Here is a 21375-nt window from a genome sequence, read left to right as displayed (position 1 = left end):
CTGCTCAAGCACGCATGGCTGGAGAGCGGCGGCGTGTACGGATACCGCAAGCTCACGCTGGACATGCGAGATCTGGGCGAGACCTGCGGCAGGCACCGCGTGGCCCGTTTGCTCAAGCTCGAAGGCCTGCGTTCACAGACTCCCGGGCGAGCAACGTGGGAAGTGGTCATTGGCAGTCTCCTTGAAAGTGACTCCATTGGACCGACTCGGTAGCTTGATCCCCATGTCGGCGCCTCAATGCAACATTCCACCCCATCAATGATCCGTGGCCAGCGCGGGCCGCAGGCTGACTTGGCGCTTCATCGGCTCATGACAACTGCGCCCCCTGGCCCGCAGGCGACCTGGGACAGCCTCTACGACTCAGCAACTAGATGGGCCGGCGCGCCGCGCCGTGCTTTAGCGCCTCGACGTTCGTCTGCACGTCTTCTGGATCGCAATCACCCCAATCTCCGGTGACATGCAGCGCCAGTAGTTTGTCTGGTTCAGTTTGAGTCTGCTTGAGTAGGTCCAATGCACCTCGGGTCGCGACCACCTGCCCCAGCGGGAACAGCGGCAAACGGTTCAGGTCGAGAGCGGCGGCAAGAAAAGGAATCATCGCAAAGTACCTTTCAAAGTTGAAAGCGCCCATGCGGCAGCGCGCCCGGCCCGTATGGGACGAGGCGTGCAGCTACAAAAAGTGGGAGAAAGGGCGCGGGGTTTTGGAAATGAAAACAGCCGCAAGGGCACCCCGGTTAAGGGGCCGCTTGCGGCTGCTTTTGGCCCGCCCGCGCCATGGCCGGCGGGGCGTACGGGTATGGGCTTAGCTGGCTAGTGCCGGCCGGGCTTGCCCGTGGGGGCAGTATGCCATAAATGTGACATTTTGTGTCAACAATCGAGATGCAGCGGTATTTCGGAGCCCCAGCGAGGAAAGCGGAGTTTTCGCACCTGCGGGCGGCTGGGCGGCTGGGCGGCTGGGCAGTAGTGCAACCATGCCCAACACGAACCACTACAAACCACCAGCTTTTAGGGCACCGTTAGGGCACGGGGCGGCAAAATGAAACGGGGGTTAGCAGGCACTTACCGGCTAACCCCCGTCATTATTGGTCGGTGTGAAAGGATTCGAACCTTCGACCCCTTGCACCCCATGCAAGTGCGCTACCAGGCTGCGCCACACACCGAAGCCTCAGATTATAGCCTGAGGTTTTACGCGCCTCGCTCAGAGATTCAGGGTGAGCAACTCGCGGATCTCGAAAAGCTCGCGTCGGAGTTGCTGCAACTGCGAGATGGGCAGGACGGACCGGGGCAGCGTCATGGTCGCCGGGGCCGCGGACTCAGGCTCGGCGGCATCTTCCGACTCGTGGACGGCCGCCTCGAAGGCTTCCTGGTCGATCTCGACCGCCTCCATGCCGGGCATGACTTCGGTCGCGTGTTCTGCACCATTGGCGACGGCTTTGGCGCCGCCGCGTTCGGCCTGGGCGAACTCGTGCAGCTTGTTGCGTGCACCGCTGATGGTGAAGCCCTGGTCGTACAGCAGGTCGCGGATGCGCCGGATCATCAGCACCTCGTGGTGCTGGTAATAGCGGCGGTTGCCGCGCCGCTTCATGGGACGAAGCTGGGTGAACTCCTGCTCCCAGTAGCGCAGCACATGCGGCTTGACGCCACAGAGCTCGGCCACCTCACCGATCGTGAAGTAGCGTTTGGCCGGAATCGGCGGGAGCGTTTTCTCCATTGAAATCAATACCGTACGCGGGAAAGCTCATAAGCTTAACGCGCCGCGTGCGGGCGCGCAAAGAACATACGCGGCGTTACGCCTCGCCGCCGAGGTTCCATTCGACCTGATCGGGCTCGGCCGGGATGCTGCCGCTGATCTGCTCCTTGAGCTTGGCGCTTGCGTGGAACGTGGCCACGCGCCGCGGACCGATCGGTATCGCCTCGCCGGTGCGCGGATTGCGCCCGGGGCGGGCCGCCTTGGTGCGGATCTGGAAGTTGCCGAAGCCGGAGATCTTGACGTCCTCGCCGTCGACCAGGCGCTTGACGATGAGGTCGAAGAACGCCTCGACCATGTCCTTGGACTCGCGCTTGTTCAGGCCGATCTGCTCGAACAGGAGGTCCGCGAGGTGGGCCTTGGTCAGTGCCGGCGTTTCGACGGCTTCAATGGTGATTTCCATGACGGCACGCTCTTCCGGCTCTCCTGGCATCGCGTTCGAGGGCTCCAGGCCATCGTCGTTCTTCATCGTGGCTCCGATCATCACGTCAGCGAAGGCGTGCGCCCAGGCGCTGGCCGAGGACATCGAGCACGGCACGCACGGCCGGCTCGACCTGTTCGTCGGTCAACGCCTGCTGTGAATTGAAGGTCAGCCGCACCGCCATGCTTTTCTCGCCCGGCGCCACCGACGAGCTTGCACTGGCGCCGGCCGTCGGCCGGTAGATGTCGAACAGCACGGCATTCTGCAGCAGGTCCTGCGTCGGCGCGGCCGCGATCGCCTGCATCAGTGCGGCATGCGTCACGGATTCGGCCACCACGACGGCGATGTCGCGTTCCACCGCCTGGTGCTTGGGCACCGGCCGCGCGGCCGGCAGGTCGCGTGCCTGCAGCGCGTCGAGATCGAGTTCGAACAGCATCGGCGCCGACGGCAGCTCCCAGCGCTGGCGCCAGCGCGGATGCAGTTCGCCCACCACGCCGACGGGCTTTCCGTCGACCAGCACGCGCGCGGCGCGGCCAGGGTGCAGCGCCGGATGGTCGACCGGCTCGAACGTCGCCACGCGCGGTGCCAGCAGCGCCTCGACGTCGCCCTTGACGTCATAGAAGTCGACGCGCTGCGGTTTGCCGTCCCAGCGCGCCTGTTCGACATCGCCCCAGGCCAGGCCACCAAGGCGCATCGGCTGGAGGATGCCGGGCACCGTGGTGTCGCCGCTGGCGACGGATGCGTCGCGCATGAACACGCGCCCCGCCTCGAACACGCGCACCCGCGCGGCCTTGCGGTCGATGTTGAACTTGAGCACCTGCAGCAGCGACCCGAGCAGCGACGAGCGCATCACGCTCATCTGGCTGGCGATGGGGTTGAGCAGGCGGATCGGGTCGGCGTTGCCGGCCAGTTCGATTTCCCAGTCGGCCTCGACGAAGCTGAAGTTGATGGTTTCCTGGTAGCCCAGCGCCGCCACGCGGTGGCGCAGCGCAAAGCGGCCGCGTTGCGTCTCCGAGCGTACGCGTGCGGTGATCGGCGCCAGAGGCGGATCGGTCGGCAGCTTGTCGTAGCCCACCAGGCGCGCCACCTCTTCGATCAGGTCTTCCTCGAGCGCCAGGTCGAAGCGGTGCGGCGGCGGGGTGACCGTCAGGGTGCCCTCGCCTTCGCGCAGCGCAAAACCCAGGCGGCCGAGCGCGTCGGCGCATTGCGCCTGCGTCAGCGGCATGCCGATGACCTTCGAAGCACGTGCCACGCGCAGCGTGACCGGCTGGGCCTCGGGCAGCTTGAGCGTCTGGTCGTCGATCGGCCCGGCACGGCCGCCGCAGATCGAGATGACCAGCGCGCTGATGCGTTCGATGATCTCCACCGTGCGGCTGGGGTCGACGCCGCGCTCGAAGCGGTGGCCGGCGTCGGTGGAGAAGTTGAACCGGCGCGAGCGCCCCTGGATCGCCTCGGGCCACCAGAAGGCGGCCTCGACGTAGATGTTGCGGGTGCTGTCGGACACCGCGGTGGCGTCACCGCCCATGATGCCGGCGAGCGATTCGACCTCGCGGTCGTCCGCGATCACGCCCACCTTGCCGTCGACGGTGACGGTGGTGCCGTTGAGCAGCTTGAGTTGCTCGCCGTCGCGGCCCCAGCGCACCGTCAGGCCGCCGTGGATCTTGTCGGCATCGAAGATGTGCGAGGGCTGCCCGTACTCGAACATGACGTAGTTCGACACGTCCACCAGCGGCGAGACGCTGCGCTGGCCGCAGCGCGCCAGGCGATCGACCATCCATGCGGGCGTGCGGGCCTGCGTGTCCACGCCCTGGATGACGCGACCAGAGAAGCGGCCGCACAGCTCAGGTGCCTCGACCTTGACCGGAAGGACCACGCCGTGCGCCACTTCGGCCGGGCGCACTGCGGGGGTCTTGAGCGGCGCGCCGGTCAGGGCCGACAGCTCGCGCGCGATGCCGTAGACGCTCAGCCCGTGCGCCAGGTTGGGCGTGAGCTTGAGGGTCAGCAGCATGTCGTCGAGCGACAGCACCTCGCGCACGTCGGCGCCGACCGGCGCATCTGGTGCCAGCTCGAGCAGGCCGCCGTGGTCCTCGTTGAGCTGCAGCTCGCTGGCCGAGCACAGCATGCCCTGGCTTTCCACGCCGCGCAGCTTGCCCAGCTTGATCTTGAAAGGCTTGCCGTCCTCGCCCGGCGGCAGTTCGGCGCCCACCAGCGCGCACGGCACCTTGATGCCGACGCGCGCGTTGGGCGCGCCGCAGACGATATTGAGCAGCGCGCCCTGGCCGGCGTCGACCTGGCACACGCGCAGGCGATCGGCGTTGGGATGCTGCACGGCCTCCTTGATCTCGCCCACCACCACCTTGGAGAAGGGGGGCGCGGCGGGACGGCGTTCTTCGACCTCGAAGCCGCCCATGGTCAACGTTTCGGCCAGTTGCTCGCTCGACAGCGGCGGATTGCAGAACTCGCGCAGCCAGGACTCGGGGAATTGCATTTGTCTTGAATAGAGTCAGTACGTTCGGGCGGAAGGCAGTGGCATCACTGCTGGAACTGCGACAGGAATCGCAGGTCGCCGTCGAAGAACAGGCGCAGGTCGTTGACGCCGTAGCGCAACATGGCCAGGCGGTCGATGCCCGAGCCGAAGGCGAAGCCGATGTGGCGCTCCGGGTCGAGGCCCATGTTGCGCACCACCTGCGGGTGCACCTGGCCGGAGCCGGAGACTTCCAGCCAGCGGCCGGCCAGCGGCCCCTGCTCGAACATGATGTCGATCTCGGCGCTCGGCTCGGTGAAGGGGAAATAGCTCGGCCGGAAGCGCAGCTTGAGCGCGTCGGTCTCGAAGAAGGTCCGGATGAAGTCCAGGTACATCACCTTCAAGTCCTTGAAGCTGACGTTCTCGCCGATCCACAGGCCCTCGACCTGGTGGAACATGGGCGAATGCGTGGCGTCGCTGTCCACGCGGTAGGTGCGCCCCGGCGCGATCACGCGGATGTCGGGCATGTGTGCCTGCCCGGCGTACTTGCGCGCGTGCGCCTGCGCATAGCGCACCTGCATCGGCGAGGTATGCGGGCGCAGGTTGAACAGCAGGCCGTCCTGGTCCTTCATGTCGACGTAGAACGTGTCCTGCATCGAGCGGGCGGGATGGTTCGGCGGGTTGTTGAGCGAGGTGAAGCTGTACCAGTCGGTCTCGATCTCGGGACCATCGGCGACGTCGAAGCCCATGCTCGAGAAGATCGCCTCGATGCGCTCCTGCGCGCGCGCCACCGGGTGCAGCCCGCCACCGGCACGGCGACGGCCGGGCAGCGTGACGTCGAGCGACTCGGCCCGCAACTGGGCATCGAGCTCGGCGTCGGCCAGGGCCTGGCGCCGCTCGGCAAGCGCCGCCTCGATCGCCTGCTTGGCCTGGTTGATGGCCGCGCCGCGGGTCTTCTTCTCGTCGACCGACAACTGCGCCATGCCCTTCATCAGCTCGGTGATGCGCCCGGACTTGCCGAGAAACTGGGCCTTGGCATTCTCGAGGTCGGCCGGCACGGCGGCCTGCGCGAAGGCGGCACGGGCGCTGTCGACCAGGGAGTCCAACTCGTTCATGGAATGGGTTCTGAGGGAAAGCGGGAGAAACAAAAAAAGGCTGGTGCTTCGAGCGAAGCGCCAGCCTTTGTACCGTGGACCCGGCAGGCCACCCGCGAGAGCGGCGCGCCGGGGTGCGGGATCAAGCAGCCAGCTTGGCCTTGACCTGCTCCACGATGCCGGCAAAAGCGGCCTTGTCGTGCACGGCGATATCGGCCAGGACCTTGCGGTCGATCTCGATACCGGCCTTGCGGATGCCGTTGGCGAACTGGCTGTAGGTCAGGCCCAGCTCACGTGCGGCAGCGTTGATACGCGCAATCCACAGCTGACGGAAAACGCGCTTCTTGTTGCGGCGATCACGGTAGGCGTACTGGCCCGCCTTCATCACCGCCTGCTTGGCGATACGGAAGACGTTGCCGCGACGACCGCGGAAGCCCTTGGCAAGGGCGAGAACCTTCTTGTGGCGGGCGCGAGCCGTTACACCACGTTTGACGCGAGGCATGTGTGTACTCCTTGTTCGTCGGGTTAGATGCCCATGCCGGGCAGCATGGCGGCCATCGAGACCATGTTGGTCTCATGCACCGTCACGGCACCACGCAGGTGGCGCTTGTTCTTGGTGGTCTTCTTGGTCAGGATGTGACGCTTGAAGGCTTGACCGCGCTTGACGGTGCCACCGGGACGAACGCGGAAACGCTTTTTCGCGCTGCTCTTGGTCTTCATTTTGGGCATTTGAATGCTCCTTTAATTTGTGCTCGTGAGGCGCCGTGGAGGGTTTCCGCGGACTTGCTGGCCCCGAGACACTTCTTCATCCCGCCCCCGCCGGCACCCTTGGAGGCACCGGCGTGGGCGAAATCCCTTCGATTCGAATTGCGAGCCACCCGAGGATGGCTCGCCACCCGCGGCTCAGGCCGAGGTGCTGGTCGCCGGTGCCGGCGTTGCAGCCGCAGCCGGCTCACCGGCCGGCTTGGCGCTACCGCCGCCCTTCTTGCGACCCGGGGCGATCATCATGATCATCTGGCGGCCTTCCAGCTTGGGGAACTGCTCCACCAGGATGGAATCGCCCAGATCGTCACGAATGCGCTGCAGCAGTGCCAGCCCCAGCTCCTGGTGCGTGATCTCGCGGCCCCGGAAGCGCAGCGTGATCTTGCACTTGTCGCCCTCTTCAAGAAAGCGCCGGATGTTGCGCATCTTGATGTTGTAGTCGCCATCGTCGGTACCAGGCCGGAACTTGATTTCCTTGACCTCGATGACCTTCTGCTTGGACTTCGCTTCTGCCGCCTTCTTCTGCTCGTGGTACTTGAACTTCCCGTACTCGATCAGCCGGCAGACGGGCGGCGTGGCCGCCGAAACGACTTCCACCAGATCCACGTCGTGATCGCCCGCCAGGCGCAATGCCTCGGCCAGCGGAACGACGCCCAACTGTTCGTTGTCGGGCCCGATCAGGCGAACTTCCGGGGCCATGATCTCCCGGTTCAGGCGGTGCTGCCGTTCCTCACGGTGGCGGCGGTCGCGAAATGCAGTAGCGATGGTCTCGATCCTTTTAATCAAACGGTCGCGGCGAACGACCAAAAGCCGCCCCGGCGCATGCCCACAACCGTTGAATCGACAGGGCCGTGCCTGGGGCGCGGCCTGGAATCAACGCTTGAGTTGAACGTCCTGCTCGATCCTTTTGACAAAGTCTTCGAGGGACATTGCACCGAGGTCTATGTTGCCCCGGGCACGCACTGCGACGGCACCAGACTCCCGTTCCTTGTCGCCCACGACGAGGATGTAGGGAAGCTTTTGCAACGAATGCTTGCGTATTTTATACGTAATCTTCTCGTTGTGCAGATCCAGCTGGACCCTAAGCCCTTGATTCTGCAACGCTTTTGTTACTTGCGCGGCGTATTCGGCCTGTCCTTCGCTGATATTGAGCACCGCAACCTGCACCGGCGCGAGCCATGCGGGCATCGCGCCGGCGTGGTGTTCGATCAGCATTCCGATGAAGCGCTCCAGGCTGCCGACGATGGCGCGGTGGAGCATGATGGGCGTGGCCCGCCCGCTGGATTCGGTCACGTATTCGGCGCCCAGGCGCTCGCCCATGTTCGGGTCCACCTGGATCGTGCCACACTGCCACTGGCGGCCCAGCGCGTCGCGCAGCGTGTATTCCAGCTTCGGGCCGTAGAAGGCGCCGTCGCCGGGCGCGATCTGAAACTCGACGCCCGACCGGCGCAGCGACTCCATCAGGGCGTTCTCCGCCTTGTCCCACCACTCGTCGGTGCCGATGCGCGCTTCGGGCCGCGTGGCCACCTTGTACAGGATGTCGGTGAAGCCGAAGTCGGCGTACACCTTCTGCAACTGCGCCGTGAAGGCGCCGCATTCGTCCAGGATCTGGTCTTCCGTGCAGAAGATGTGCCCGTCGTCCTGCGTGAAGCCGCGCACCCGCATGATGCCGTGCAGGCCGCCCGAGGGCTCGTTGCGGTGGCACTGGCCGAATTCGCCGTAGCGAAGCGGCAGGTCGCGGTAGCTGCGCAGGTCGCTCTTGAAGATCAGCACGTGCCCCGGGCAGTTCATCGGCTTGAGCGCATAGTCGCGCTTTTCCGACTCCGTGATGAACATGTTCTCGCGGTAGTTCTGCCAGTGGCCCGTCTTCTCCCACAGGCTCTTGTCGAGAATCTGCGGGCCCTTGACCTCCTGGTAGCCGGTGTCGCGGTAGACCTGCCGCATGTACTGCTCGACCGCCTGCCAGATGGCCCAGCCCTTGGGGTGCCAGAACACCACGCCGGGCGCCACGTCGTCGATGTGGAACAGGTCCAGCTCGCGGCCGAGCCTGCGGTGGTCGCGCTTCTCGGCCTCCTCGATGCGCTGGATGTAGGCATCGAGCTGCTTCTTGTCGGCCCAGGCCGTGCCGTAGATGCGCTGCAGCTGCTCGTTGCGCGAGTCGCCGCGCCAGTAGGCACCGGCCAGCTTCGTGAGCTTGAACACCTTCAGGAAGCGCGTGTTCGGCACGTGCGGGCCGCGGCACATGTCGACGTATTCCTGGTGGTAGTACAGGCCCATGGCCTGCTCGTCGGGCATGTCCTCGACCAGGCGCAGCTTGTAGTCCTCGCCGCGCGACTGGAACACCTCGATCACCTCGGCGCGCGGCGTCATCTTCTTGACCACGTCGTAGTCCTGGGCGATGAGCTCGCGCATGCGCTGCTCGATGGCGGCCATGTCCTCGGGCGTGAACGGGCGCTCGTACGAGATGTCGTAGTAGAAGCCTTCCTCGATCACCGGGCCGATCACCATCTTGGCCGTCGGATAGAGCTGCTTGACGGCGTGGCCCACCAGGTGCGCCGTGGAGTGGCGGATGATCTCCAGCCCTTCGTCGTCCTTGGGCGTGATGATCTGCACGCGGGCGTCGTGGTCGACCAGGTCGCTGGCATCGACCAGCCGGCCGTCGACCTTGCCGGCTACCGTCATCTTGGCCAGGCCCGGGCCGATGGACTGGGCGATGTCGGCCACGGACACCGGGCCGGGGTATTCGCGCTGCGAGTTGTCGGGAAGCGTGATCTGGATCATGGAAAACCTCTGCGGAAAACAAAAAAGGCGCGGTATGGACCGCGCCTTTCATCAGGTATGACGCTGGCGAACGCCAGCCGAGCGCGGCCTAGCGGCCTGCCCCCGTGTCGGGGAGAAGGCCTGACGTCTGCCAGGTAGTTCGCGGTGTCATAACCGGATGTGCCTTTCTCGCTCTTGCTGAAATGACAAGCCCCGCAGGCTGCGGGAAGCCGACCATTGTAGCCAAGCGTCTCCGGATTCGTGCGGCACGGCGCGGCAGCCGGCCTGGCCACCATGAAAAAAGCCCGGCGCAAGCGCCGGGCCGAACGTGACAGCAGCCGTCGGTTCGTCGACCGATCAGCCAATCCGCATGCCGATCAGTGGAACTGCTCTTCCTCGGTCGAACCGGTCAGCGCCTTGACGGAGGACGAGCCGCCCTGCACCACGGTGGTGACGTCGTCGAAATAGCCGGCGCCGACTTCCTGCTGGTGCGAAACGAAGGTGTAGCCCTGTTCGCGGGCGGCGAACTCGGGTTCCTGCACCATCTCCACGTAGTGCTTCATGCCTTCGCCGCGGGCATAGGCGTGCGAGAACTTGAAGGTGTTGTACCAGTTGCTGTGAATGCCGGCCAGCGTGATGAACTGGTACTTGTAGCCCATGGCCGAGAGCTCGTCCTGGAATGAAGCGATGGTCTTGTCGTCCAGGTGCTTCTTCCAGTTGAACGACGGCGAGCAGTTGTACGACAGCAGCTTGCCGGGGAACTTGGCATGCATCGCATCGGCGAACTCGCGCGCAAAGCCGAGGTCGGGCGTGCCGGTCTCGCACCACACCAGGTCGGCCACTTCGGCGTAGGCCAGTCCGCGGCTGATGGCCTGCTCCAGGCCGTTCTTGACGCGATGGAAGCCTTCCTGCGTGCGCTCGCCGGTCAGGAACGGCTTGTCGTTGGCGTCGTGGTCGGACGTGATCAGGTTGGCCGCCTCGGCGTCGGTACGGGCCAGCACGATGGTCGGCACGCCCATCACGTCGGCCGCGAAACGGGCCGCCTGCAGCTTCTCAACGGCCTCCTGCGTCGGCACCAGCACCTTGCCGCCCATGTGGCCGCACTTCTTCACGGCGGCCAGCTGGTCCTCGAAGTGCACGCCGGCGGCGCCGGCGGCGATCATGTTCTTCATCAGCTCGAAGGCGTTCAGCACGCCACCGAAGCCGGCTTCGGCATCCGCCACGATCGGCAGGAAGAAGTCGATGAAGTCCTTGTCACCCGGGTTCGCACCACGGCCCCACTGAATCTCGTCGGCACGCTTGAAGGTGTTGTTGATGCGGCGGACCATCGCCGGCACCGAGTCGTAGGCGTAGAGCGACTGGTCGGGGTACATGGTCTCGGAGGTGTTGCCGTCGGCGGCCACCTGCCAGCCGGACAGGTAGACGGCCTCGAGGCCGGCCTTGGCCTGCTGCAGGGCCTGGCCGCCGGAGATGGCGCCGAACGAGTTGACGTAGCCCTTCTTGGCGCCGCCGTTGATCAGCTCCCAGAGCTTCTCGGCGCCGCGGCGGGCCAGGGTGTGCTCGATCGGCACCGAGCCGCGCAGGCGCACCACGTCGGCGGCGCTGTAATTGCGCTTGATGCCCTTCCAGCGGGGGTTCGTGGCCCAGTCTTTTTCCAGGGCGGCAATCTGCTGTTCGCGGCTGAGTTGTTCGGTCAGGGTTTGGGGCATGGTCACTCCGAAGGTTGAGGATGGTTTGGTGAGCGTTCGGCCCTGAGGCCATGACCAAACTGTAGCGCCGGCGACGAGTCTTATGTCTTATATAAGACTATTTTTTATCCAAGCAAAATCAACAGGTTAGAAAGATATTTCTCAATGCGGCACGACTTTTCTTGTATTGAGAAATTTTGACGCGCTGCAACACGGCATCGTTTCATGATGCGCAAGCGCTTTTTGCGATCGCAAACCGGTGCTGGACGAACCGCCTCACACGACCGCCCTTCGCGCTCGTTCAGCGGCCGGCCATCCAGTCGCCGCTCGCGATCACCTGCCGCCCGCGGATGTGGCTGGCGTTGATCTCGTAGACCAGGCAAATGATGGACCGGCCGCCGACGTCGACCGCCAGTTCGCACCGACGGTACTCACCGGTGCCTTCGGCATGCACACCTTCGAGCAGATCGAGCTGCGCCTCGACTCCCGCGTCGATCCGCCACACTTCGCCGAATACCTGCCCCGGCCCATCCAGCCTGACTCCCGGGTAGGCGCCCAGGTCGTACAGCGTGCCGGCAATGCACCCCTGGCCGACGAATTGCGGCGGCGGCCGAAAGCGCCTGATGTCGTTGCGGCCTCCGGCGCGCAGCGTTCCATAGACGAACACGCAGCGTGCTGCAGGCGCGACGGGCGGGGCTTCGGGCATCATCGGCCAAGTGTCCTGCATCGCCGCTCCCGCCGATTGACCTCCTCCGCGCACCCTCCCCGACTCGTCGCCTATGGCTGCCTCGCACTCAGCATGTCGCTGGTGGGCTGCTACGTGGCGTTGTCCAAGCCGCTGGTGGCGGCCATCCCCGTGCTGCTGCTGGCCTGGCTGCGCTTCGGCATCGCCGCGCTGGCCATGCCGCACTGGCTGCGCCGGCCGGCCGACGAGGCGCCCATGACCCGCCGCACGCGCGGGCTGGTGTTCCTCGAATCGTTCCTGGGCAACTTCCTGTTTTCGATCTGCATGCTGTTCGGTGTGAGCATGACCAGCGCCGTCTCGGCAGGCGTGATCATGGCCGCCATTCCGGCGATGGTGGCGCTGATCAGCTGGATCTTCCTGCGCGAGCGCATCACGCCGCGCGTGATGTCGGCCATTGCCTGCGCCGCCCTGGGCATCGCGCTGCTCGCCCTGGCGCCCGCGCACGGACATGCATCCGCCGCGGCCGGCGAGGCGCCGCGCACCCTGCCGTGGCTGGGCAACCTGCTGGTTTTCTGCGCGGTGCTGTGCGAGGCGGCGTACGCGGTCATCGGCAAGTCGCTCACCGGCAAGCTGGGGCCGCGGCGCATCTCATCACTGATCAACCTGTGGGGCTTCGTGCTGTCCACGCCCTTCGGCATCTGGCTTGCGCTGCACTTCGACTTCGGCGGCGTCCGGCCCGCACTGTGGGCGTTGCTGGTGGTCTACGCGTTGGCCGCCAGCATCTGGACGGTGTGGCTCTGGATGACCGGATTGCGTAGCGTGCCGGCCTCGCAGGCGGGCGTCTTCACGGTGCTGCTGCCGGTCAGCGCGGCGCTGGTCGGCGTGCTGGTTCTGGGCGAACAACTCACCGCGCTGCAGCTGGCGGCCTTCGGTGCGGCCCTGCTCGGCGTGGTGCTCGCGACATGGCCGGGCCGCAAGGGCCTGCGCGCCCCCGCGGCGCACCCCCTGCTTCCCTCTGAAAAAAACAACAGCTCCCAATGAAAAACTGCGTCTCTCCCTTGGAAACGCGATTCTTCTCCCTTAGCATGCGAAATTGCCAGTGAAGAGTTGTTCTTTCATTGGTGAGAACTCAGTCAAATAAAGGAAAGCAACCATGGCAACTGCAAAGAAGGCTCCGGCCAAGAAAGCGCCGGCAAAGAAGGCCGCTCCCGCCAAGAAGGCGGCGGCTCCCGCGAAGAAGGCCGCTCCGGCCAAGAAGGCTGCGCCGGCGAAGAAGGCTGCGCCCGCCAAGAAGGCCGCTCCGGCCAAGAAGGCTGCGCCCGCCAAGAAGGCCGCGCCCGCCAAGAAGCGCACGCCCAACGCCGCCTTCATGAAGGCGCTGGCGCCGAGCCCCGCGCTGGCTGCCGTCGTCGGCTCGTCGCCGCTGCCGCGCACCGCCATCGTCAGCAAGCTGTGGGACTACATCAAGAAGAACAACCTGCAGGACAAGGCCAACAAGCGGATGATCAACGCCGACGCCAAGCTCAAGGAAATCTTCGGCAAGGCCCAGGTCTCGATGTTCGAACTCGCCGCCCTGATCGGCAAGCACGTCAAGTAAGGCGCGCCCGGGCGGTCGATCTTTCCACCCGCCCTCCCTCGGAAAAAAGCCGGCTTGCGCCGGCTTTTTTCATGGCCCGGCGGCTGCGGGGCAGTTCAGCCGGCGCCGCGCGCCTCGGCCGCCTCGGTGATCGAATCGAGCGTGCCGCGGGTGGTGATGACCTGCGGATCGAGTGCAACCTCGATCAGCGTGCCGGTGTCGGCCGCCAGCGCGCGTTGCAGCGCCGCCTCGAAATCGGCCGTGCGCGCCACCCGCTCGGCGGCATAGCCGTAGGCACGCGCGAGCGCGCAGAAGTCCGGATTCGACAGCCGCGTGCCGCTCTCGTGGCGCGGGTACTCGCGCTCCTGGTGCATGCGGATGGTGCCGAACATGCCGTTGTTGAGCAGCAGCACGATGCTCTTGCCGCCATGCTGCGCCGCGGTGGCCAGCTCCTGCCCGTTCATCAGGAAGTCGCCGTCGCCGGCAATGGTGAACGCCACGCGGCCGGTCAGCAGGTTGGCGGCGATGCCGGCGGGCACGCCGTAGCCCATGGCGCCGCCGGTGGGCGCCAGCTGCGTCTTGTGGCCCTTGGCCAGGCCATGGAAGCGGAAGTACCGATGCACCCAGCTCGCGAAGTTGCCCGCGCCGTTGGTCAGCACCGCGTCCTGCGGCAGGTGCTTCTGCAGCAGCGCAACCACCGCGGCCATGTCCACCGCGCCGCGCGGTGCGTCGGCCGGCAACCCGGCCAGGGGCTGCGGCTGCAGGTTGGCCAGGTAGTCGGCCTGGGCGGCGGCGGTCCAGTCTTCCCAAGGCAATTCGGTCGGCGCGGAAAGCACTTCCAGGCTGCGCGCGGCGGCGCTCATGCCGGCATTGATGGCCAGGTCGGCCCGGTAGACGCGGTTCAGCTCCTCGGCGCTGGCATGGATGTGCACCAGCTTCTGCGCCGGGCGCGGCGCCGCCAGCAGGGTGTAGCCGCTGGTGGTCATCTCGCCCAGCCGCGCACCGATGGCGATGACGAGGTCGGCGTCCTTGATGCGCTGCGCCAGCTTCGGGTTGATGCCGATGCCGACGTCGCCCGCGCACAGCGGGTGGTGGTTGTCGAAAGTGTCCTGGAAGCGGAAGGCGTTGCCCACCGGCAGCCGCCAGTTCTCGGCAAAGCGCTGCAGCGCCTGCGCCGCCTGCGGTGTCCAGCCGCTGCCGCCGGCAATGACGAAGGGCCGGCGCGCAGCCAGCAGCATCTCGCGCAGGCTGCGCAGCGCGCCCGGGTCGCTCCAGGGCTGCACCGCCTCGATCCGCGGCAGCGGCCGCGCCGCGACCCGGCGGGCGAGCATGTCCTCCGGCAGCACCAGCACGACCGGGCCGGGCCGGCCGTTCATCGCGGTGGCGAACGCGCGCTGGATGTACTCGGGGATGCGCTCGGCATCGTCGATGCGCTCCACGCGCTTGGCGAACCCCTTGGTGCTGGGCCCGAAGAAGCTGCCGTAGTCCACTTCCTGGAAGGCCTCCCGGTCGCGGAAGTCGCCGCCCACGTCGCCGACGAACAGCACCATCGGCGTCGAGTCCTGGAAGGCGGTGTGCACGCCGATCGATGCATTCGTGGCCCCCGGCCCGCGGGTGACGAAGCACACGCCGGGCCGCCCGGTGAGCTTGCCCTGCGCCTCGGCCATGAAGGCGGCGCCGCCTTCCTGGCGGTTGACGACGAAGCGGATGCGCTCCTGCTCGGCATGGAACCCGTCGAGCACCGCGAGAAAACTCTCCCCGGGGACGCCGAAGGCCGTGTCCACCCCCTGCTCGATCAGGCATTGGACGATGAGGTGACCGGCTGCTGTGGTGCTTTCCTGCTGCATGTGCGTGGCTTGTCGAAGTTCGTTGCGTGAGGCTGGCAGGCATTATCCAGCGCAGCGCCGCATGCATCGGTATTGCCCGGGATGGTCCACAATTCACTAAACGGTTAAAACGAACCCATGAACGACACAACCCCGGAGCCGCGGTCGCGCAATGCCGACCGCTCGCAGCAAGCCATCCTGGAGGCCGCGCGCGAAGAGTTCTCCCTGCATGGCCTGGCCGGCGCCCGGGTGGACCGCATCGCCGAGCGGGCAGACGTCAACAAGCGCCTGATCTACTACTACTTCGGCAGCAAGGACGACCTGTTCCTGGCGGTGCTCGAAGGCGTGTACGCCGACATCCGCGCGGCCGAGAAGAAGCTCCACCTGCTCGAGCTGTCGCCGCCGGAGGCCATCGCGCGCCTGACGGAATTCACCTGGAACTACTATCTCGAGCACCCGGAGTTCATCACGCTGCTCAACAGCGCCAATCTGCACCAGGCGCGCCATCTCGCCAAATCCCAGCGGGTGCGGGAGATGAACTCGCCGCTGATCCAGACACTGGGGGAGATCCTGGAGCAGGGCCGCCGAGACGGCGTGCTGCGCGGCGGCATCGACCCGGTCCAGCTGTACATCTCCATCGCCGGCCTGGCCTACTTCTACCTGTCGAACAACCACACGCTGTCGGCCATCTTCGGGCGCGACCTGATGACCCGCAAGGCGCACGCGGAACGGCTCTCCCACATGCGCGACGTCGTTCTAGGGTATGTCCTGAGGGACTGAGCCTCACAGTTCGTTGACACAGTTTCCAGCCTTCCTAGAATTAACCTTCTAGTGAATTAAAAGAACGGAGACTGTTCATGCATGCCGCAAGAAGCCTGGCGCGCCGCGCCTTCGTGATCACGCTGATGGCCGCCGCCAGCGGGGCCGCCCTGGCCCAGTGGAAGCCGACGCACCCGATCAATCTGATCGTTCCATGGGCCGCCGGCGGCTCGACCGACCAGGTCACTCGCGTGACCGCCGCGGAGCTCGAGAAGGCGCTTGGCCAGACCATCGTGATCGTCAACCAGCCCGGCGCTTCCGGTGCCATCGGCACCAAGAGCGCGCTGGATGCCCCGAAGGACGGCTACACCTGGACCGCCGGCGCGGCGCAGGATCTGGGCGCCTACCAGGCGCTCGGCTCGGTGAACACGAGCATCAAGGACTGGCACCTGTTCCTCAATGTCGCCAACATCCAGGTCATCGGCGTCAACCCGTCGCGCCCCTGGAAGACGCCCAAGGAACTGCTCGACGACATGAAGGCCAAGCCGGGCCAGATCAGCGTGGCGACTGCCGGCGTCACCTCGGCGGCGCACAACGCCATGGACCAGATCGTCAAGGCCACCGGCGTGAAGTACAAGGAAGTCTCGTACGACGGCGGCAACCCGGCGGTCGTGGCCACGGTGGCCGGCGAGGCCGACCTGACGACGCAACTGGCCGTCGAGCAGGCGGACATGATCCGCGGCAAGCGCCTGCGTCCGCTGGCGACCGTGAGCGACAAGCCGCTGGAACTGGAAGGCTACGGCACCATCCCGCCGCTGTCGCAGACGGTGCCCGGCTTCACCGCGCCGGCCAACTACTTCGGCATCTTCCTGCCCAAGGGCGTGCCGGATGAAGTGGTGAAGACGCTGGAAAAGATCTGGGCCGAGCAGATCACCAAGAGCGAGGCGCTCAAGAAATACGCGACTTCGCGCGGCGCGCTGTTCGACCCGCAATATGGCGAGGCGGCCCAGAAGGCCGTGTTCCCGGCGGTGCAGAGCAACGTGTGGAACCTGCACGCCGGCGGCAAGACCAAGGTGTCGCCGGACACGGTGGGCATCGCCAAGCCTTGAGCGACGCCATGAGCAAGGTCGGGCACGAATCCGAGGAGGGAGACCACGACAAGGTCAGCCCTCCGCGCTCGGACTTCCGGGATGCCGTCGCCTGGACCGGGCTCGGGGTGGTCACGCTGATCGGGTCGATCCGCATGGACCGGCTCGAGTCGCAGAACATCAACCCGGTGACCATCCCCGGGCTGCTGCCCGGGCTGCTCGGGCTGGGCATGGTGCTGCTCGGCCTTGTGCTGGCGCTGCGCAGCTGGCGGCGCGGCGCGTTCACGCTGGCCGAGGTTCCGGCCGATCCGCTGCATCGGGAACAGCGCAAGCGGGTCGCCATCGCGATCGCCCTGTGCGTTGGTTACTCGGTGGTGCTGATCGGCCATGGGCTGCCGTTCTGGCTGGCCTCGTCGATCTACGTCACGGTGTCCATCCTGGTGTTTCGCCGCATCAGCCCGAACCCGGCCGAGCGCGGCCTGCCGCCGCGCATCATCGCCCGCGCACTGGTCATCGGCGTGTCCGCCTCGGTGATCACCTGGCTGGTGTTCGAGCGGCTGTTCCTCGTGCGCCTGCCCTGACCTGCGCCCGGGCCGTCGCCCGCTGCCTTTCTTCTCACCCTTTCGCTTTTCACAAGGTCCGACGATGCTCCAGGGACTGCAAGATCTCGGCGCCGCCTATCTCAGCTTCTTCAACCCGATGACCCTGCTGTACGGGCTGGGCGGCGCGTTCGTGGGCATCGTGATGGGCATCCTGCCCGGCCTGTCGGCCACGCTGGCCATCGCGCTGCTGACGACGCTGACGATCAAGCTGGGCACCAACGACGCCATCCTGGTGCTCATCTGCTCGTATGTCGGCGCGCTGTACGGCGGCTCGCGCACTGCCATCCTGCTGAACATCCCCGGCACGGCGGCGAACGCCGCCTCCTGCGCCGACGGCTATGCGCTCGCCCAGCAGGGACAGGCCGGGCGCGCCATCGGCATCGCCACCTCGGGCGCCTTCGTCAGCACCCTGATCGGCGTGGTCTGCCTGGCGCTGTTCACGCCCCTGCTGGCCGAGGTGGCCTTGCAGTTCGGCGCCTTCGAGTTCTTCTGGCTCACGCTGTTCGGCGTGACCTTGTCGGGCAGCATCGTCGGCGGCGATCCGCTCAAGGGCTGGCTGATGGGGCTGCTGGGCCTGCTGATCGCGCAGATCGGACAGGAGAGCCTGTACGCCTACGACCGCTTCACCTTCGGATGGGACGAACTGTCCGGCGGCATCTCTCTCATCCCGGCGCTGGTGGGCGCCTTCGGCCTGGCGGAAGTCCTCACCACGCTGTCGGACCCGATCGAGCGCAAGATCGTCGAGCTCAGGGACTCGGTTCTGCCGCGCTTTCGCGAAGTCGTGCAGTACCGCTGGACGGTACTGCGCTCGGGCATCATCGGCGTGCTCACCGGCCTGCTGCCGGGCGTCGGAGAAGACGCCGGCGCCTGGATGTCCTATGCCGCCGCCAAGTCGGTCAGCAAGGAGAAAGAGAAGTTCGGCAAGGGCTCGATCGACGGCCTGATGGCCGCGGAGACCGGCGACATGGCGTCCATCCCGGGGCACATCATTCCCTCGCTGGCCCTGGGCATTCCGGGCTCCGCGCCGTCGGCGGTGCTGATGGCCGCGATGATCATCCACGGCGTGCAACCGGGCCCGATGCTGATGATCCAGCATCCGCACTTCATCTACCACGTGGTGGCCATGACCACCCTGGCGTCGGTCGCCATCCTCGTGTTCGGGCTGTTCGGGGTGCGCCCGCTGCTGCACGTGCTGAAGGTGCCGCGCGGCATCCTGATGCCGATCGTGTTCCTGCTGTGCACCGTGGGCGCATTCGCATCCGCCTCGCGCCTGTTCGACGTCTACGCGATGCTGGCCATCGGCATCGGCGCGTACTTCCTGCGCCGGCGCGGCTACGAGATGGCCCCGCTGGTGCTCGGCCTGGTGCTCGGCCCGCTGCTGGACAAGAGCCTGCGGCGCGGCCTGGTGCTGTCGGACGGCAGCCTCGGCCCGTTCTTCACCCGGCCCATCGCGATGGCGTTCGCGGCCGTGACCATCTTCACCATCCTGCTCTACGTGCCGGCCTTCAAGGCCTTCGTGCAGCGCATCCGTGGCGCCATCGGCAACGCCCTGCGCGGCATGGTCCACCGCGGCGCCTGAAAGCCCACCGTGAACATCGCGCTTTGCAACGAGGTCCTGCAGCCGCTGCCGTTCGAGGCCCAGTGCCGGCTTGCCGCCGGCCTCGGCTACGACGGGCTCGAAGTGGCGCCCTTCACGCTGGCGGACGACCCCACGCGCATCACCGACGCCGAGGCCGCCGCATACGCGCGCGTGGCGGCCGATCATGGTCTTCGCATCACCGGCCTGCACTGGCTGCTGGTGGCGCCGGACGGCCTGTCGATCGTCAGTGACGACGCGCGGCTGCGCGAGCGCACCGTCGGCGTCATGTCGCGACTGGTCGAGTTGTGCGCCGCCATGGGCGGACGCTACCTGGTCCACGGCTCGCCCAAGCAACGCTCCGTACCGGCGGGAACCAGCGCCGGGCAGGCCCGGGACAGGGCCCGCGAATGCCTGGCCCAGGCCGCGCAGCGCGCGCAGGACTGCGGCGTCACCTACGTGCTCGAGCCGCTGTCGCGCCGCGAGACCGACCTGGTCAACACCGTCGAGGAGGCCGTGCAGATGGTGCGCGAAGTCGGCTCCCCTGCCCTGCGCACGATGATCGACTGCAGCGCCGCCGGGCAGACCGAGAACGAATCCGTGGCGGCCCTGATCGAGCGCTGGATGCCCACCGGGCACATCGCGCACGTGCAGGTCAACGACCCCAACCGCCAGGGCCCCGGCCAGGGCGACATGGCTTTCGCGCCGATCCTGCGCGCCCTGCTGGCCATGCGGCGCCAGGGCCACTACGACGGCGTCATCGCCGTGGAACCATTCGACTACCGCCCCGACGGGCCCGGCTGCGCTGCGCGCGCCATCGGCTACCTGCGCGGCATCCTGGAAGGACTGGACGATGCGCGCTGAGGCCCAACGTTTCTCGGTGGCCGAGGTCGAGCTTTACGAGCGGCCGGTGAACCTGCGCCTGCCGTTCCGCTTCGGCGTCGTCACGCTCACCCACTGCCCGCAGGCGTTCGTGCGTGCGCGCATCGTGTTGCCAGACGGCCGCAGTGCCTGGGGCGGCGCCGCCGAACTCATGGCCCCCAAGTGGTTCGACAAGAACCTCGCGCTGTCGAACGAGGACAACTTCGACCAGTTGCGCACGTCGATGCGGATGGCGCGCGAGGCCTACACCGCGGACGCGGCGCCGCAGGCCGCGTTCGATCACTTCGCCGCACACTACGCGCCCTTGATCGCCTCGGCTGGCGCGCAAGGCCTCAACCCGCTCATCGCCTGCTACGGTCCGGCCCTGCTCGACCGTGCCCTGCTCGATGCCCTGTGCCGGGTGCAGGGCCTGTCCTTCTACGCCGCCGTGCGCGGCAACGTCGTGGGCATCGATGGCCGGCTGGCTGCCGACCTGCAGGGCTTCGACATTGCGGCCTTCCTGTGCAGCCTTGCGCCGTCGGACCACATCGCGCTGCGCCATACGGTGGGCCTGGTGGACCCGATCACGTCGGCTGACGTCGACGCGCCGGTGAACGACGGCCTGCCGCAGACGCTCGAGCAGGTGGTGGCTGCCACCGGCTGCCGCCACTACAAGCTCAAGGTCAGCGGGCAGATCGAGGCGGACATCGATCGGCTGTCGCGCATCGCGCAGGTGCTGGCGCCGGTGCCGGACCTGATCGTCACGCTCGACGGCAACGAGCAGTTCACCGACGCGCAGGCCGCCGCGGCCTTCTGGCAGCAGGTGCGCGCTACGCCGCAGCTCGAGCAGCTGGCCGCGCGCACCCTCTACATCGAGCAACCGCTGCCGCGCGCCATCGCACTCGACGCCGACGTGCGCCCTCTGGCCGCCATGCGGCCGGTGCTGATCGACGAGTCGGACGGCACGCTCGATGCCTTTCCGCGCGCCCTCGCCCAGGGCTACACGGGCGTGTCGAGCAAGCAATGCAAGGGCATCTACCGCTCGCTGCTCAACGCGGCCCGCTGTCGGCAGCGCAACGATCGCGCCGGTGCCGCGGCCTGCTTCATGTCGGCCGAGGACCTGACCACGCAGGCTGGCCTGGCCGTGCAGCAGGACCTGGCGCTCGTGAACCTGATCGGCCTGGGCCACGTCGAGCGCAACGGCCACCACTACGTCGACGGTTTTGCCGGCCAGGGCGCGTCCCTGGCCGAAAGCCGGGCCTTTGCACAGGCGCAGCCGGGCCTGTACGAAGCGTCGGCAGACGCCGTCCGCCTGCGGGTGAGGAACGGGCGCCTCGACCTGCATTCACTCGACGCACCGGGGTTCGCCACGGGCGCTTATCCCGACTGGGCCAGTCTCGAGCCCTTGCACCCGACAGCCGACTGACGACCCGCACCCGCGCGCAGCCGCTCCCCTATCCACACTAGAA

General features: G+C 66.8%; 20 protein-coding genes, 1 tRNA gene and 1 pseudogene. 9 read left to right on the top strand and 13 right to left on the bottom strand.

Features of this window, described 5'->3' with window-relative positions:
- Window positions 1–141: pseudogene (locus VES41_RS14280) on the top strand (IS3 family transposase); the annotation flags it as partial.
- A gap of 226 nt (window positions 142–367) precedes the next feature.
- Here VES41_RS14280 and VES41_RS14275 read toward each other — a convergent pair.
- The 12 genes from VES41_RS14275 to VES41_RS14220 all read right to left on the bottom strand — a co-directional run bounded on the left by VES41_RS14275 (window position 368) and on the right by VES41_RS14220 (window position 11642).
- Window positions 368–628, bottom strand: a complete 261-nt coding sequence (locus tag VES41_RS14275) for a hypothetical protein (protein ID WP_324818064.1) — start codon at window positions 626–628, stop codon at window positions 368–370.
- A gap of 452 nt (window positions 629–1080) precedes the next feature.
- A tRNA-Pro gene (locus VES41_RS14270) sits at window positions 1081–1157 on the bottom strand.
- A 38-nt stretch (window positions 1158–1195) separates the two neighbouring features.
- Window positions 1196–1708, bottom strand: a complete 513-nt coding sequence (locus tag VES41_RS14265; protein WP_324818061.1) for a MerR family transcriptional regulator — start codon at window positions 1706–1708, stop codon at window positions 1196–1198.
- 76 nt (window positions 1709–1784) lie between these two features.
- Window positions 1785–2147, bottom strand: coding sequence for an integration host factor subunit alpha (locus VES41_RS14260; RefSeq protein WP_324818101.1), 363 nt, complete (start codon window positions 2145–2147; stop codon window positions 1785–1787).
- A gap of 85 nt (window positions 2148–2232) precedes the next feature.
- The gene (pheT, locus tag VES41_RS14255; RefSeq protein ID WP_324818059.1) at window positions 2233–4653 is read right to left on the bottom strand and encodes a phenylalanine--tRNA ligase subunit beta; all 2421 of its coding nucleotides are present in this window, start codon (window positions 4651–4653) and stop codon (window positions 2233–2235) included.
- 44 nt (window positions 4654–4697) lie between these two features.
- Entirely contained in the window at window positions 4698–5744 is a 1047-nt protein-coding gene (gene pheS / locus VES41_RS14250; protein WP_324818056.1) for a phenylalanine--tRNA ligase subunit alpha, read from the bottom strand.
- A 121-nt stretch (window positions 5745–5865) separates the two neighbouring features.
- A complete protein-coding gene (rplT, locus tag VES41_RS14245) occupies window positions 5866–6225 on the bottom strand; it encodes a 50S ribosomal protein L20 (protein WP_324818054.1) in 360 nt (119 codons plus the stop codon).
- Window positions 6226–6248: 23 nt separating this feature from the next.
- Window positions 6249–6452, bottom strand: a complete 204-nt coding sequence (gene rpmI / locus VES41_RS14240; protein ID WP_132733279.1) for a 50S ribosomal protein L35 — start codon at window positions 6450–6452, stop codon at window positions 6249–6251.
- 174 nt (window positions 6453–6626) lie between these two features.
- Window positions 6627–7259: a translation initiation factor IF-3 gene (gene infC, locus VES41_RS14235; protein WP_324818099.1), complete on the bottom strand. Its 633-nt coding sequence runs from the start codon at window positions 7257–7259 to the stop codon at window positions 6627–6629.
- 99 nt (window positions 7260–7358) lie between these two features.
- Window positions 7359–9266: a threonine--tRNA ligase gene (thrS, locus tag VES41_RS14230; protein ID WP_324818049.1), complete on the bottom strand. Its 1908-nt coding sequence runs from the start codon at window positions 9264–9266 to the stop codon at window positions 7359–7361.
- A 356-nt stretch (window positions 9267–9622) separates the two neighbouring features.
- Window positions 9623–10954, bottom strand: coding sequence for an isocitrate lyase (gene aceA / locus VES41_RS14225; protein WP_324818047.1), 1332 nt, complete (start codon window positions 10952–10954; stop codon window positions 9623–9625).
- Between the two features lie 280 nt (window positions 10955–11234).
- Window positions 11235–11642: a gamma-glutamylcyclotransferase family protein gene (locus VES41_RS14220; RefSeq protein ID WP_324818043.1), complete on the bottom strand. Its 408-nt coding sequence runs from the start codon at window positions 11640–11642 to the stop codon at window positions 11235–11237.
- A gap of 90 nt (window positions 11643–11732) precedes the next feature.
- Between VES41_RS14220 and VES41_RS14215 the strand changes: the two genes are divergently transcribed.
- Both VES41_RS14215 and VES41_RS14210 read left to right on the top strand, forming a co-directional pair.
- Window positions 11733–12659 (top strand): DMT family transporter, encoded by a 927-nt coding sequence (locus tag VES41_RS14215; protein ID WP_324818097.1) that lies wholly within the window; start codon window positions 11733–11735, stop codon window positions 12657–12659.
- Between the two features lie 112 nt (window positions 12660–12771).
- Entirely contained in the window at window positions 12772–13215 is a 444-nt protein-coding gene (locus VES41_RS14210; protein ID WP_324818040.1) for an SWIB/MDM2 domain-containing protein, read from the top strand.
- A 95-nt stretch (window positions 13216–13310) separates the two neighbouring features.
- On the opposite strand, the gene VES41_RS14205 is transcribed toward VES41_RS14210, so the two are convergent.
- The gene (locus VES41_RS14205; protein ID WP_324818037.1) at window positions 13311–15041 is read right to left on the bottom strand and encodes a thiamine pyrophosphate-binding protein; all 1731 of its coding nucleotides are present in this window, start codon (window positions 15039–15041) and stop codon (window positions 13311–13313) included.
- Between the two features lie 117 nt (window positions 15042–15158).
- On the opposite strand from VES41_RS14205, the gene VES41_RS14200 reads away from it, so the two are divergent.
- The 6 genes from VES41_RS14200 to VES41_RS14175 all read left to right on the top strand — a co-directional run bounded on the left by VES41_RS14200 (window position 15159) and on the right by VES41_RS14175 (window position 21332).
- Window positions 15159–15800: a TetR/AcrR family transcriptional regulator gene (locus VES41_RS14200; protein ID WP_324818033.1), complete on the top strand. Its 642-nt coding sequence runs from the start codon at window positions 15159–15161 to the stop codon at window positions 15798–15800.
- A 77-nt stretch (window positions 15801–15877) separates the two neighbouring features.
- A complete protein-coding gene (locus tag VES41_RS14195; protein WP_324818030.1) occupies window positions 15878–16888 on the top strand; it encodes a tripartite tricarboxylate transporter substrate binding protein in 1011 nt (336 codons plus the stop codon).
- A gap of 8 nt (window positions 16889–16896) precedes the next feature.
- Entirely contained in the window at window positions 16897–17448 is a 552-nt protein-coding gene (locus VES41_RS14190) for a tripartite tricarboxylate transporter TctB family protein (protein WP_324818028.1), read from the top strand.
- Window positions 17449–17512: 64 nt separating this feature from the next.
- Entirely contained in the window at window positions 17513–19048 is a 1536-nt protein-coding gene (locus tag VES41_RS14185) for a tripartite tricarboxylate transporter permease (RefSeq protein WP_324818025.1), read from the top strand.
- A 9-nt stretch (window positions 19049–19057) separates the two neighbouring features.
- Window positions 19058–19909: a sugar phosphate isomerase/epimerase family protein gene (locus VES41_RS14180; protein WP_324818023.1), complete on the top strand. Its 852-nt coding sequence runs from the start codon at window positions 19058–19060 to the stop codon at window positions 19907–19909.
- Window positions 19899–21332 (top strand): enolase C-terminal domain-like protein, encoded by a 1434-nt coding sequence (locus tag VES41_RS14175; protein ID WP_324818020.1) that lies wholly within the window; start codon window positions 19899–19901, stop codon window positions 21330–21332. The genes VES41_RS14180 and VES41_RS14175 overlap by 11 nt, the downstream gene beginning before the upstream one ends.
- The last annotated feature ends 43 nt before the right edge of the window (window positions 21333–21375 follow it).

The sequence above is a fragment of the Variovorax sp. genome (assembly GCF_035634955.1).
Lineage (GTDB): Bacteria > Pseudomonadota > Gammaproteobacteria > Burkholderiales > Burkholderiaceae_C > Variovorax.
This window is presented reverse-complemented; position numbering and strand designations above follow the sequence as displayed.